This is a genomic window from Cardiobacterium sp. Marseille-Q4385 (genome assembly GCF_916618745.1).
Lineage (GTDB): Bacteria > Pseudomonadota > Gammaproteobacteria > Cardiobacteriales > Cardiobacteriaceae > Cardiobacterium.
On record NZ_OU745373.1, the window covers coordinates 333,066 to 346,291 of the forward strand.

The following is a 13,226-nucleotide window of genomic DNA, read 5'->3' on the forward strand; positions in this document are numbered from 1 at the left end:
ATGAATGACATGAGAAAGCCACTATCACGACAACAGGAAAAGAACGGCATAAAAAAAGCCGCCTTACGAGCAGCAAACGCCGCAAAAAAACTCACAATCTCAGCGAATACTTCCATGAATATCCTGCAAAATTTCATCTTTCCAGACTATAACCCGCTTGCACCCGCAGACATGTATTTCCGTGGCAACGATGCTGGCGTATTCCTGCGCAATGAAAGCTGTCTGCAATGCAAAAAATACGGCCAATATACCTTTGATACTTACTTTAACGGTTTCATGCTCGATGCCTGGTCTGGCCGGGCCAAAATCGACAGCCTGCATGCCACCTTGCGCGGTAAAGGCACTTTCCAAATCCAATTCATTCTAGAGCGGCACTGTGATTACGCACAGCGGATTATCCTGACGCAGCAAGTCACACTGACCGAAACCGGCATTTCTTTCCCGCTGGATAGCGCCCTCGCCTGGCAGGACGGTATGCTCTATCTCGCTATCACCGCCTTGGAAGAAGACGCCCTTTTTTATGGCGGTGCCTATTGGACGGATACCGCGCCGAGGAATCCGGTCAAGCTGGGCATGGTCATCACCCACTTCAACCGCAAAAACTATATCCTGCCCGCTATTGCAAGAATTAGCCGCCATATTCTCGGCAATCCGCAATGGGCAGAGAAAATCGCCCTGATAGTCGTCGATAACTCGCAAAATATTTCGGCGGAAGAGGCGGGACTGGCGCATGTCATTCCCAATAAAAATCTCGGCGGTAGTGGCGGATTCACGCGCGGTCTGCTGTATTTGCAAGATGCCGGGGATTTTACCCATTGCCTTTTTATGGACGATGACGCTTCCTGCGAAATCGAATCCATCCTGCGCAGCTATGTTTTGCTGCAATACGTACAAGAATCCCGTTTCGCCATTGCGGGCGCTTTATTGCAGGAAAATCATCCGTCCATCCTGCATGAAAAAGGCGCTGTCTATCGCCATACCCTCAATCATGGCCTGCATCGTGGTCTGGATATTCGCGAGAAAGCAAATATCATTGCCTCGGAAATTGGCGAGATGGCCGCCAATTTCGGCGCCTGGTGGTTTTTCGCTTTCAGCATCCGCGATGTCGAGGTGTATCCCTATCCCTTTTTCGTGCGCGGCGACGACATCCTCTTCGGCATCAGTAACCGCTTCAACATCCTCACCCTCAGCGGCATCGCCTGCTGGGGCGATGACTTCGCCATCAAGGAAAATCCGCTCACCCGCTATCTCGGCCTGCGCAGTACCCTGGTCTGCTCAATGCTCTTGGGCGATGTCTCCTGGCCGCACCTATCGCTTACCTGCCTGCGTTGGTTTGCGGCGAGTGCCCTCTCCCATAACTACGCCTCCACCGAAGCGCTCCTGCTCGCCCTGGATGACGTGTGCCAAGGGCCGGATACCTTCTTGCAAGATATGAGCGCCGCCAGAGTGCGCGAAAAAATAGCGCCCCTCGCTGCACAGGAAAAAATGACCCCGGTACGGCATGAAGATATCGGCGCCCAATTCGTCGGCATGCACGAAAGCCGCTGGCGCAAGCTGTGCCGCCTCCTCACCCTGAACGGTCTGCTCCTGCCATCCTTCCTGCTTAAAGACGATACCGTCTGGCAGCGCAAAGGCTTCCGTGCTTCCTTCCGCGAAATCTTCCGCTTCAAGCGGGTCTATTATGAATACGAAAGCGGACATGTCGGCTATCTGGCGCATTACGACCGCAAACGTTTCTTTACCCTGCTTTTCCGCCTGCTGGGCATGCTGCTGCGCAACGCACCGCGCTACCGGCAACTGCGGCAGGAATACCGCACACGCTTCCCAGCGATGACCTCGCGTGCCTTCTGGCAGACGGTGTACGCCGACGACGACAAGACACAGGCGTAATCTCGCCGGGGCCGCCCGTAAGCGGGATGTACAATGGCGCTTTTTCAAGGATTCTTCATGTCCCACGCTAAAAACAGCCGTCTTTTTCTCATCCTGCTGCTCGGCTCGCTCTCTGCCTTCGGGCCTTTTATCACCGACCTTTACCTGCCCGCGCTGCCGGGTATGGGCGAGTATTTCCACACCAGCGCCTCCATGGTGCAGCTGACCCTAACCACGTCCATGATTGGCCTCGGTCTCGGCCAGCTTTTTATTGGCCCCATCAGCGACAAATACGGACGCATCCGCCCGCTGATGGTGTCGCTTGCCATCTATATCGCCAGCAGCCTGCTTATTGTTTTTACGCAGGATATTGAAGGGATGATCGTGCTGCGCGCCATTCAGGGTCTGTCGTCGGCAGGCAGCGTGGTGCTGTCGCGCGCGATTGCCGCCGATTGGTATCAGGGCGAGGAGCTTGGCCGTTTTTACGGGCTATTGATGTCAGTGAACGGCATCGCGCCGATTATCTCGCCAGTCATCGGGGCGCTGCTGTTGCAGTTCACCAATTGGCGCGGGATTTTTGTGGTACTAGTGCTAATTGGCGTGGTGCTGATGGCCTTCTGCCGGCGTCTGGAAGAGTCACACCCGCCGCATAAACGCGTCTCCGGCTCGCTGCTCTCCATTTTTGCCGTGCTTGGCAAGATTCTCGGCAACCGCACTTTTATGGGGTTTGCCTGTATTCAGGCACTGGTGATGGGTGGGCTGTTTGCCTACATCGCCTCGTCGTCATTTATTTTTCAGACCGCTTATGGCGTCAGCGATTTTGTTTACAGCCTCTGCTTTGCTTTGAACGGCGCAGCGCTGGTCGGCGGGGCGACTCTCGCACGCAAGATGCGGGTGCAGCGCGCGCTGCGTTTCGGTATCGGTGGTTATGCCGCTGCCGCTTTACTGGTGGCGCTGGTGTTGTGCGCGCAGGCACCAGTCTGGTTGGTGGAAATCGGCTTTTTCCTGCTACTTTTTTGTATGGGCTGCGTCAATCCGGGGCTGTCCGCGCTGGCCATGTCCGCCGAACGACAATATGCGGGCAGTGCTTCCGCTTTTCTCGGTTTTTTCGGCTTTACCCTCGGCGGTGCGGTCTCACCGCTGGTCGGCATCGGCAATATTTTTTATGCGGCCGCAAGCGCTATTCTCGTCTGCGCCCTCCTCGCTGCCGCCCTCTATTGGCAAATGCGCGATAAGGCCTGAATCAGCGTAGCTCGTTGATAAACGCACTAATCACCGCATCGGCTTCTTCCATCGTGTAATCATGACGCTGATGCAAACGGATGGGCGCTGGCAAGTGGCGCTGCTGCGCCCAGATGTCGGGGCGGACGGTGACGCTCAGTTGCGGCGGATGCGGTAATTTTTGCGCGAGGACGTTTTGGATTTCACTAAGCAGGAAGCGCAGACGGGTACCGTCGCTGCCGTTTGCCACCCACAATTGCCAGCGCAAGCCTTCCACACTGCCGAGCAGCACGCGATCGCGCCACATTGCCGGCAGACAGGCGTCAAGCAGTTGCCGGTAGCGTGCTGCCTGCTCGCTGCCCGCATCAAGCTGCAGCTGGCGCAAAATGTTTTTTAAATGCCGTGGCGGCTGGGTGAAATGTTTTTTCATGGCAGGCCTTGATTCCCACGCGGTGCGGACGCATATCGCGAACGTTAGGCGTGTCATCATATCAAGGTCATGCAACCACCGTTTACGGTATGATGCGCGCTGTCTTGCCGCCCGTTTGGCGCGGCGCAACCCTTTAGAAAGGATGGAACGATGCTTAACAATATCGCCGCAAAAATTTTTGGCTCCCGTAACGAACGCCTGATCAAGCAGTACCGCAAAACGGTCAGCAAAATCAATGCGTTCGAACCACAGATGCAGGCACTGGATGATGACGCGCTGAAAGCGAAAACCGTCGAATTCCGCGAGCGCCTGGGCAAGGGCGAGACGCTGGACCAGCTCCTGCCCGAAGCGTTTGCCGTGGTGCGCGAAGCGAGCCAGCGTGTACTCGGCTTGCGCCATTACGACGTACAGATGATCGGCGGTATCGTCCTGCATCAGGGCAAAATCGCGGAAATGCGCACCGGTGAAGGGAAAACACTGGTAGCAACGCTGGCGGTGTATTTGAACGCACTTTCGGGCAAAGGCGTACACGTCGTTACCGTTAACGACTACCTTGCTCGCCGCGACGGCGAGGAACTGGGCGAGCTTTACGGCTTCCTCGGCCTCTCGACCGGCATCATCATTGCCGGCATGTCGCAGGAAGACAAACAGGCGGCATACCGCAGCGATATTACCTACGGCACCAATAACGAATTCGGCTTCGATTACCTGCGCACCAACATGGCGCTCTCCCCGGAAGACCGTTTGCAACGCGAGCTGAACTTCGCCATCGTGGACGAAGTGGACTCCATCCTCATCGACGAAGCGCGCACCCCGCTCATCATCTCCGGCGCGGCGGATATGGATACCGAGCTCTATCAAAAACTCAATGCCCTCGTGCCGGAACTCGAACCGCAAAAAGAAAAAGACGGCCCTGGCGATTTCAGTATCGACGAAAAAACCAAGCAAGTCGGCCTCACCGAAAGCGGTCACGACCACCTTGAAACGCTGCTGGTCGAACGCGGTATCCTCGGCGCTGACGAAAGCCTCTACGACCAGAAAAACCTCGGCATCTTCCACCACCTGAACGCCTGCCTACGCGCACACCACCTCTATCACAAAGATGTGGACTACATTATCCGCAACGACGAAGTTGTCATCGTTGACGAATTCACCGGTCGCACCATGGAAGGCCGCCGCTGGTCGGACGGCTTGCACCAGGCAATCGAAATCAAAGAAGGCGTGCCGATCAAACAAGAAACGCAAACGCTCGCTTCTATCACCTACCAAAACTTCTTCCGCCTCTACACCAAGCTGGCAGGCATGACCGGTACTGCAGATACCGAAGCCTTTGAATTCCAGGATATCTACGGCCTCGAAACCGTTGTCATCCCTACCAACCGCCCCATACAGCGCCAAGACTACACTGACCTCATCTACCTTAACCAAAAGGGCAAATACGACGCTATCGCCGAAGACGTGCGCGCCTGTCAGGAAAAAGGCCAGCCGGTACTGCTCGGCACCGCTTCCATCGAAACCTCCGAACTTGTCTCCGGCCTACTCAGCAAACTCGGCATCGATCACAACGTGCTGAACGCCAAACAGCACGCACGCGAAGCAGAAATCATCGCCCAGGCGGGTCGTCCCGGACAGGTAACCATCGCTACCAACATGGCCGGACGCGGTACCGACATCGTTCTCGGCGGCAGCCTGCGCGCCGAGCTGAACGCACTGGGCAAAGACGCCAGCGAAGAACAAAAACAGGCGGTGCGCAACGAATGGCAGGCGCGCCATGACGCCGTGGTTGCCGCCGGCGGTTTGCACGTTATCGGCGCTGAACGCCACGAATCACGCCGTATCGACAACCAGCTGCGCGGTCGCTCCGGCCGTCAGGGCGACCCCGGTTCCAGTCGCTTCTACGTCGCCCTCGACGATAACCTCGTGCGCATCTTCGCCGGCGAACGCATGGCTTCCATGATGGCGCGCCTAGGCATGGGCGAAAACGAAGCCATCGAATCGCGCATGGTTTCCAAACAAATCGAAGGCGCGCAACGCAAAGTCGAAGCACACAACTTCGACTCGCGCAAAAACCTGCTCGAATACGATAACGTCGCCAACGAACAGCGCAAAGTCATCTACACCCAGCGCGCCGCCATCATGGATGCCGACAGCATCGCCGACATGATTGCCAACATGCGCGTCAGCGTCATTGACAGCCTCGCCGGCCGCTACATCAGCGACGAACAAGTACGGCAAAACTGGGATCTGGACGGCCTCGAAGCGGCCCTCCTGCAACAATTTGGCATCGGCAAAGACGTGGTGGACATCAAAGGCCACTGGCTCGAAACCAACCCAAACATGACCGCGCAGGAAATCAAGGACGGTCTTGTCGAATTCCTGAATGCCGTGCAAGCGGACAAAGAAGCACAAGTCGGGGCGGACATCATGCGCCGTGTCGAAAAATACGTCGCCCTGCAAACCATCGACACCCAATGGAAGCAGCACCTGCAAACCATGGATATGCTGCGCCAGGCCATCTGGCTGCGTTCGCGCGCGCAAAAAGACCCGAAACGCGAGTACCAGCGCGAATCCTTCGAGCTCTTCCAGGACCTGCTGCAAAACATCCAGTTTGAAATCGTGCGCGTCCTCGCTCACATCCAGTTCCAGCAACAAAACGCTGCTGACGAAGCCGACGCCATGCAGCAACATGCGCGTGAAGAGCACGACGCCGAACTCGCCCACGCCCATTATCAGGGTGGTCACGACGGTGACGACGCCACGCCCATCCCCAACCCGACCCCGGAACAACTGGCGCGCGTCGGTCGCAACGGCCTCTGCCCCTGCGGCTCCGGCAAACGCGTCAAAGACTGCCACGGCAAACTCGCCTGATGGGCGCGCCCATTGCTGTTGTCGCGGCTATCATCGAAAATCGCGACGGCCAACTGCTCATCGCCGAACGCCCGCCCAACAAAAACTGGGCGGGTTACTGGGAATTTCCCGGCGGCAAAATTGAGACGGGCGAAAGCCACGAAGCCGCACTTATCCGCGAACTGCGCGAAGAACTCGGCCTCGATCTCGCGGGGGTGCCCTTCCACCACTACTACCACGGCATGCGCGGTGCAGAAATCAGCATTGATTTCTACCACTGCCGCCCGACGCATGACCTCCAACCACAGAGCCTCGAAGGCCAACGCTGGCGCTGGGTGGCACGTGCCGACCTCGGCAGCTATCGCTTTCCCGAACCCAATACCATCGTCCTGCAAAAACTGATGAGCGACGACAACACCTGACAATAAAGCCCCGCGATGCGAGGCTTTCGTTTTGAAAAGATGGTCGAAAATCCGTAACGGCTAATGCAGGGAAAGTCTTACTTCGAACCGCACCGGTAAGATGGGTGGTACATTTGCATCGAAAAGCCTTGTAACAGCAATCAGATAAGGCTTCGCATAGCAAAAACTGAAAGAAGACCTGTATTCGCCCATAAAAAAGGCGGGAAATCCCGCCTTTTTTATGTGATGCCAAATGGCTCGATTAACGCGCTGCGCCAAAGCCGCCCACATACTGCACGGCTGAACCATCGGTTGCTGTTCCTTGCAAACCGAAGACGCCGCCCACTTCATCGGCATTCGGGCCATAGAAACGGCCTTGCCATTTCCCAGTCAAGCCTTCGGCAGTACGGATATCACCACTGAAATCGCTGCTATTGGCTGCCCAAGAGGCAGAACCACTCAGATTGAAGGCCGGTTTGTCTTCGATCACATGATCCGTACCTTCAAAGGTATGCAACTGCGACACGCCGGTCGTTTCGTAGCTGATGCTGCGTTTGCCGAAATTGGCATGCAGTTTGTTCAGCGCCGTGACTTGGTTACCATTGTAATAGCCGTGGCTGATACCGTTGTAATCGGCAGAGCCAGACTTCGGCATTTCGCTCGGCAGGGTCGGTTTACCGATGCTTTGATAGCCAACAAAGGTATCTCGGGACGCATCCAAGAAGCGATTATTGGAATTGCCAAAGAAACTGCCGAAGGTCTGATAACTCCAACCGGCAGCACCAGGACTGCGGAAAAAGGAACTCAAATAGCCATTGGGATTGGTAATGTTGGCAGTCCCATTATTTACGATCGGAGCAAAAAGTAGGATTCTATTGAATCTGCGGTCAATCGTGCCACCATAATCCCTCAAAACACCATTTTCACGTTTCTTGGTAATTTTGTTGGTGCCAGCATCGCGGGGGAAATGATTAGGAGTGAATGCTGTATTCAAATCGACCGTTCCGGAATCCACTGTGAAATTCCACAGATTGTTCACATCCCGCATAACAATAACATCGTCTCCGTAAGTGACACCTTCAGGTTTTGAACCATCAGGTATTTCCTTATACGTTGTAATTTCGCTCACAATACCAGGTTGATTAAAGCGGATGTCATCGGCAGGATCAATAACTTTGTTGTTATTATTATCAACGGAAGAGACGGATGGGCTGTTTTGCTGACCAACGTCCTTTATTTCAACCAAAAATTTATTGATGGTCGGATCCGTTTTATCAACTACTTTGGGTGCATTACCGCTGTTGTTATTGGTGCCATCCGGTATCAAACCTTTATGGCTTTGGTCCGTTGGCGAGAAGGTGCCGGAGCCGCCACCGCAGGCGGCCAGTAATGCGACGCTGAGGACGGACAGCATCCATTGCGGTTTGAGGGTTTTCCGTTGCATAGGTACTCCATAGAGGGTTGGTTAGGGAAGAACTATTAACTTACGTTAAGGTGGACAATAATACATGATTGATAACTGATTGCAAGCCTTTTGCAAGGATGCCACAAGCGCGTTGTATGAATACGACTTTTCAGTAATGGCGCAGTTTGGCAATGCCTGTAACGGCAAGATACGCAGCAAGGCCGACCACGCTGCCGACGGCGATGGATAGCGCGGCTTCTGTGCACCAGGCAGCAAAGCCGCCTATGTTATACGTCCAGCGTTGGGCGAGGTGGTGCAGTGGCGCGATGTTTTCGACCCAGAGGTGGCCGCCGACGATAAACATGGCCGCCGTCCCAACCACGGACAGGGCTTTGAGCAGTCTGGGCGCAAACCACAGCAGGGTTTGTCCCACTGTTTGCAGGATGCGGTTGGCGGTTCTGCTCCAGTACAGGCCGAGGTCGTCGATTTTCACGATGATGGCGACGACGCCATAGACGGCGGCGGTGAGTACAAGGGCAACTATGCTGAGGCCGAGGATTTGTGTGACGAGCGGTTTGCCGACGAAGCTCGCCAGTGCGATGACGATGATTTCGATGGAGAGGATGAAGTCGGTGCGAATGGCGCTACGGATTTTGTCTTGTTCCTGCTGTTCGGGTGTTTGTGCGTCATCTGCCTGTGCCGGCGCCGCTTCTTCATGGTGATGCAGTAGGCGGTGCAGGATTTTTTCCACGCCTTCGTAGCAGAGGTAGGCGCCGCCGATCATAAGGATAAGCGGCACGACAGCGGGCAGGAAGGCGCTGAGCAGGAAAGCGATGGGAACGATGATGGCTTTGTTGAGCAGCGAGCCTTTGCTGACGGCCCAGATGATGGGTAGCTCACGGCTGGCGCGGATGCCTGTGAGCTGGTTGGCGTTCAGTGCCAGATCGTCGCCGAGGACACCGGCGGTTTTTTTGGTGGCGACTTTGGTCATCGCCGCCACGTCGTCCAGGATGCTGGCAACGTCGTCCAGCAGGGCAAAGAAACCGCCAGCCATCAGGCGTCCCCACGCAGCTTGGGCAGCCGCAGCACGGGTTTATTGTGCATTTTCGACCTCGGTAACGTTGGAGACGAATGTCGGCAGTTGCCATGCCCCGCCGCCAAAGCCGCGACAGAGGCCGCTATCAAGGGCGCTGCTGAGTTCGTATTTTTCGCCAGTCCAGATGTATTCGCTGCCAGACCAGCAATCACCAAGGCCACGCCCTTTCATTTGGCCGCTGATGGTTTTGCCGTCGAAGTCGTTCATGGGCTCTTCGTCGCTGCCAAGCCGCTGTTGCAGGTTTTGCAGTTTGTTATCGAAGAGGCCGTAGTTGTGGGTTGTGTTGTAAGGGCCACGCCAGCAGAGTTTGTCCACCAGTTTGTGCCGGGCATCCAGGTCGTAAACCTCCAATGTTTTTTCTTCGGCGCTGTAGGATTCTTGATCGGCGCTGCTGTCGCTGGTGAGGCATTCTGCTTTCGGATCCAGCAGTTTGTTGAGGCGGGCGTAATCGGCGGCATCGGGCGCAATAAGTGTCGGTTTGCCGGGCTGGATGTTTACGGCTTTGAGCTCCGGCTTGGCTGCTGGCGCGACGATGACGGTTTTTTTGCCGCGTTGTTTCAGGGTAACGGCGCTCGGGGTCTGCAAGCGTCCTTGTGCTTCGTCCCATTTGAGGAGGACGGCTGACGCCCCCGCCGCAGACAGTTGCCATTGTGTTTTTCCGCCGCTGAATTGGATGTCAGCATGCGGTGCTTGTAGAGCGGTTAATAGCGCTTCGATTTGGGCGGCATTCAGTTCGGCTTCTCCGTTATTTTTGTCCGGGCGCAGTTCGCCGAGGTTTTTGCCGTCGAGGATGAAGGTGATGTGGTCAGGTAATGGCGATTCATCATCGGTAAGCAGGCTGATTTTGCCGCTGATGGGCGCATCGGCACCGGCGGCGCGGGTGAGGAGGACGGAAACCGGCGCCTTTTCGCCATCGTCTGTTTGGTAACCGGCGACGCGGCAGGTGTGGGTGTTGTCGCAGTTTATTTGCCAGTCGCCGTGGGTGAAGCTGACGGCAGCCGTGGCGGTAGTGCCGAGCAAGGCTAGCAGGAGGAGGGTTTTATTCATATATGTCTCTATTCGTTGAAAGGGAGGCGGTTAGCAGGCGTCTGCAACCGGGGCATAGGGATCGGCGTAACCGAGACGGGCGAGGATGTCGCGTTCGGCGTTTTCCATTTTTTCGGCGTCAGTGTCTTCAATGTGGTCGTAACCAAGAAGATGCAGGAAGCCGTGGATAGTGATGTGCGCCCAGTGTGCTTCAGCACTTTTTTTCTGTTCTTTGGCTTCGCGGTTGACCACGGCGGCGGCAATCACGACGTCGCCGAGAAGGCGCGGTTCTTCCGGCAGGTCCCAGTCGCAGGGGAAGGAGAGAACGTTGGTCGGCGCGTCTTTGCCCCGGTATTCGCGGTTGAGTTCCTGCATTTCGTCGTTATCCACGAGGCGCACGGTGAGTTCCAGCGCCTCGCTCAGGGCGAGGGCTTCGTAGGCGGTGTCCAGCCAGCGTTGCAGGCGTTTTTCGCTGGGGAAGCGTTCGTCGTTACCGAGTTCTTCGGTCTGGTAGTCAATGGTGAGTGTCATGGTGTGTTGTTTTCCGGTTGGTCAGCGGCAGCGTAGGCTTCGACGATGCGCTGCACCAATGGGTGCCGCACCACGTCTTGCGCTACGAAGCGGGTGAAGGAGATACCTTCGACGTTTTCCAGGATGCGTGCGGCGTGTTTGAGGCCGCTGGTCGTGCCCCTGGGCAGGTCGATTTGCGTGGTATCGCCGGTGATAACGGCGGTCGAGCCGAAGCCGAGGCGGGTCAGGAACATTTTCATTTGTTCGACGGTGGTGTTCTGCGCTTCGTCGAGGATGATGAAGGCGTCGTTCAGGGTGCGGCCGCGCATGAAGGCGAGCGGGGCAATTTCAATGACGCCGCGTTCCATCAGTTTGGCGACGCGCTCACCACCGAGCATGTCGTTCAGCGCGTCGTAGAGCGGACGCAGATAGGGATCCACTTTCTGTGTCATGTCGCCCGGCAGGAAGCCGAGACGCTCGCCCGCCTCCACAGCAGGGCGGACGAGGACAAGTTTGCGCACTTTGTCTTCGGCGAGGTACGACACGGCGGCAGCAACGGCAAGATAGGTTTTGCCCGTGCCCGCCGGGCCGATGCCGAAATTCACGGCATGCTCGAAGATGCGGCGCAAGTAGCGGCGCTGGTTACTGCCGCGTCCGCTGATGGTGCCGCGCCGTGTTTCGATGCGGATATCCTGGCCTTCGCCACGCGCGGCGATTTCACCGGATAGCGTCGCACCGGCATCGCGTAGGGCGAGGTGCACGTCATCCAGGTTGAGCACACCGCCGCCGGTCTGGCCATAAAGATGTTCGATGACGAACCGCGCTTGGGCGCAGCGGCCTTCGTCGCCGATGATTTGGAAAAGGTGGCCGCGACTTTCAATCTGCACATGCAGTTGTTCTTCGATCAGGCGCAGGTGGGCGTTCAACTGCCCAACCAGTTCGCCGAGGCGGCTATGGTCTTGCGGGCTAAGTTGGAAAGCGAGAGTGTAATGATCAGACATAATCAGGCGGTGTAACGGCGCGGCGCGGGCTGGGCTTCGGCTTCCAGCAGGCGGCCACGCAGGGAATTCTTATAAGCAGCGGTGATATGAACCTTGGCGAAGCGGCCAATCAGGCTCGCCGGTGCCTGGAAGTTGACGACGCGGTTGTTCTCGGTGCGCCCACAGACTTCGTTCTTGTTCTTCTTCGAAATGCCGTCCACCAGCACCCATTGCTCGCTGCCGACCATATCGGCGGAAATCTGCGCCGCCATCTGCAAAATGCGCGCCTGCAAGCGGGCGAGACGGGCTTTCTTCACGTCCATCGGGATGCGGTCGGGCATGGCAGCGGCGGGTGTGCCGGGGCGCGGGCTGTAAATAAAGCTGAACGAGGTGTCGTAGAACACATCCTCAATCAGCTGCATCGTCGCTTCAAAATCCTCGTCTTCCTCGCCGGGGAAACCGACGATGAAATCCGAAGAAAAACTGATATTCGGGCGGATTTCCCGCAGCCGTGCCAGCTTCTCCTTATATTCCGCCGCCTTGTGACCGCGCTTCATCAAAGTCAGTATCTTGTCCGAGCCGCTTTGCACCGGCAGATGCAAATGGCTGACGAGCTGCGGCACGCGGCGGTACACCTCAATCAAATTGTCCGTAAATTCCACCGGATGCGACGTGGTGAAGCGGACGCGGTCAATACCGTCAATCGCGGCGACATACTCAATCAACAGCGCCAAATCGGCGGTATCGCCGTCGAACATCGCGCCGCGATAGGCGTTCACATTCTGGCCGAGCAGATTGATTTCGCGCACCCCTTGGGCGGCGAGCGCGGCACATTCGGCAATCACATCATCAAACGGGCGGCTCACCTCCTCGCCGCGCGTATAAGGCACAACGCAGAACGTGCAATACTTCGAGCAGCCTTCCATCACCGAGACAAACGCCGTCGGCCCTTCCGCGCGCGGCTCCGGCAGATGGTCGAACTTCTCGATTTCCGGAAACGACACATCAACTACCCCGCCCCGCTTCTCCTGCGCCTCGCTGATCAAGTTCGGCAAACGGTGCAGCGTCTGCGGCCCAAAGACCACATCCACCGCTGGCGCACGGCGGCGCAATTCCTCGCCCTCCTGCGAGGCGACACAACCGCCCACCGCGATGATGACATGCGGCTTGGCGTCTTTCAGCGGCTTCCAGCGGCCAATCTGCGAAAAGACCTTCTCCTGCGCCTTCTCGCGGATAGAACAAGTATTGAGCAAAAGAATATCGGCTTCTTCCGGCGTCGCGACCGGCGTAATCCCGTGTGATACCTTGAGCACGGCAAGCATCTTGGACGAGTCGTACTCGTTCATCTGGCAGCCGTAAGTTTCAATATAGACGTGTTTCAGTAAAGGCTTCATACACATAAGCGAAGAAAAAAACGGCGGGCATTATATACCGCTTCCCC

General features: G+C 56.7%; 11 protein-coding genes. 4 read left to right on the forward strand and 7 right to left on the reverse strand.

Translation table 11 applies throughout. The features are described 5' to 3' along the window. Positions 1-114: 114 nt before the first annotated feature. A complete protein-coding gene (locus tag LG374_RS01630; RefSeq protein WP_225756074.1) occupies positions 115-1,890 on the forward strand; it encodes a hypothetical protein in 1,776 nt (591 codons plus the stop codon). A gap of 57 nt (positions 1,891-1,947) precedes the next feature. Continuing rightward, positions 1,948-3,111, forward strand: coding sequence for a multidrug effflux MFS transporter (locus LG374_RS01635; protein WP_225756075.1), 1,164 nt, complete (start codon positions 1,948-1,950; stop codon positions 3,109-3,111). A gap of 1 nt (position 3,112) precedes the next feature. Here the strand turns inward: LG374_RS01635 and LG374_RS01640 are convergent, their stop codons facing one another. Beyond that, positions 3,113-3,475 carry a hypothetical protein gene (locus LG374_RS01640; protein WP_225756076.1) on the reverse strand — a complete coding sequence of 121 codons (363 nt, stop codon included), beginning with the start codon at positions 3,473-3,475 and terminating at the stop codon, positions 3,113-3,115. A 195-nt stretch (positions 3,476-3,670) separates the two neighbouring features. Between LG374_RS01640 and secA the strand changes: the two genes are divergently transcribed. Next, positions 3,671-6,388, forward strand: a complete 2,718-nt coding sequence (secA, locus tag LG374_RS01645; protein WP_225756077.1) for a preprotein translocase subunit SecA — start codon at positions 3,671-3,673, stop codon at positions 6,386-6,388. Beyond that, positions 6,388-6,789, forward strand: coding sequence for a (deoxy)nucleoside triphosphate pyrophosphohydrolase (locus tag LG374_RS01650; protein WP_225756078.1), 402 nt, complete (start codon positions 6,388-6,390; stop codon positions 6,787-6,789). The genes secA and LG374_RS01650 overlap by 1 nt, the downstream gene beginning before the upstream one ends. 241 nt (positions 6,790-7,030) lie before the next feature. Here LG374_RS01650 and LG374_RS01655 read toward each other — a convergent pair whose 3' ends face one another. The 6 genes from LG374_RS01655 to miaB all read right to left on the reverse strand — a co-directional run bounded on the left by LG374_RS01655 (position 7,031) and on the right by miaB (position 13,179). Further along, positions 7,031-8,212: a transferrin-binding protein-like solute binding protein gene (locus LG374_RS01655; RefSeq protein WP_225756079.1), complete on the reverse strand. Its 1,182-nt coding sequence runs from the start codon at positions 8,210-8,212 to the stop codon at positions 7,031-7,033. A 130-nt stretch (positions 8,213-8,342) separates the two neighbouring features. Beyond that, the gene (locus LG374_RS01660; RefSeq protein WP_225756080.1) at positions 8,343-9,227 is read right to left on the reverse strand and encodes a DUF808 domain-containing protein; all 885 of its coding nucleotides are present in this window, start codon (positions 9,225-9,227) and stop codon (positions 8,343-8,345) included. 39 nt (positions 9,228-9,266) lie between these two features. Further along, positions 9,267-10,316: a DUF1176 domain-containing protein gene (locus LG374_RS01665; protein ID WP_225756081.1), complete on the reverse strand. Its 1,050-nt coding sequence runs from the start codon at positions 10,314-10,316 to the stop codon at positions 9,267-9,269. Between the two features lie 30 nt (positions 10,317-10,346). Further along, complete coding sequence (gene ybeY / locus LG374_RS01670; protein WP_225756082.1) at positions 10,347-10,826, reverse strand: rRNA maturation RNase YbeY; 480 nt, start codon at positions 10,824-10,826, stop codon at positions 10,347-10,349. Next, positions 10,823-11,806 (reverse strand): PhoH family protein, encoded by a 984-nt coding sequence (locus LG374_RS01675; protein ID WP_225756083.1) that lies wholly within the window; start codon positions 11,804-11,806, stop codon positions 10,823-10,825. Before LG374_RS01675 ends, ybeY begins: the two co-directional genes overlap by 4 nt. Before the next feature lie 2 nt (positions 11,807-11,808). Continuing rightward, a complete protein-coding gene (gene miaB / locus LG374_RS01680; RefSeq protein WP_225756084.1) occupies positions 11,809-13,179 on the reverse strand; it encodes a tRNA (N6-isopentenyl adenosine(37)-C2)-methylthiotransferase MiaB in 1,371 nt (456 codons plus the stop codon). Between the last annotated feature and the right edge of the window lie 47 nt (positions 13,180-13,226).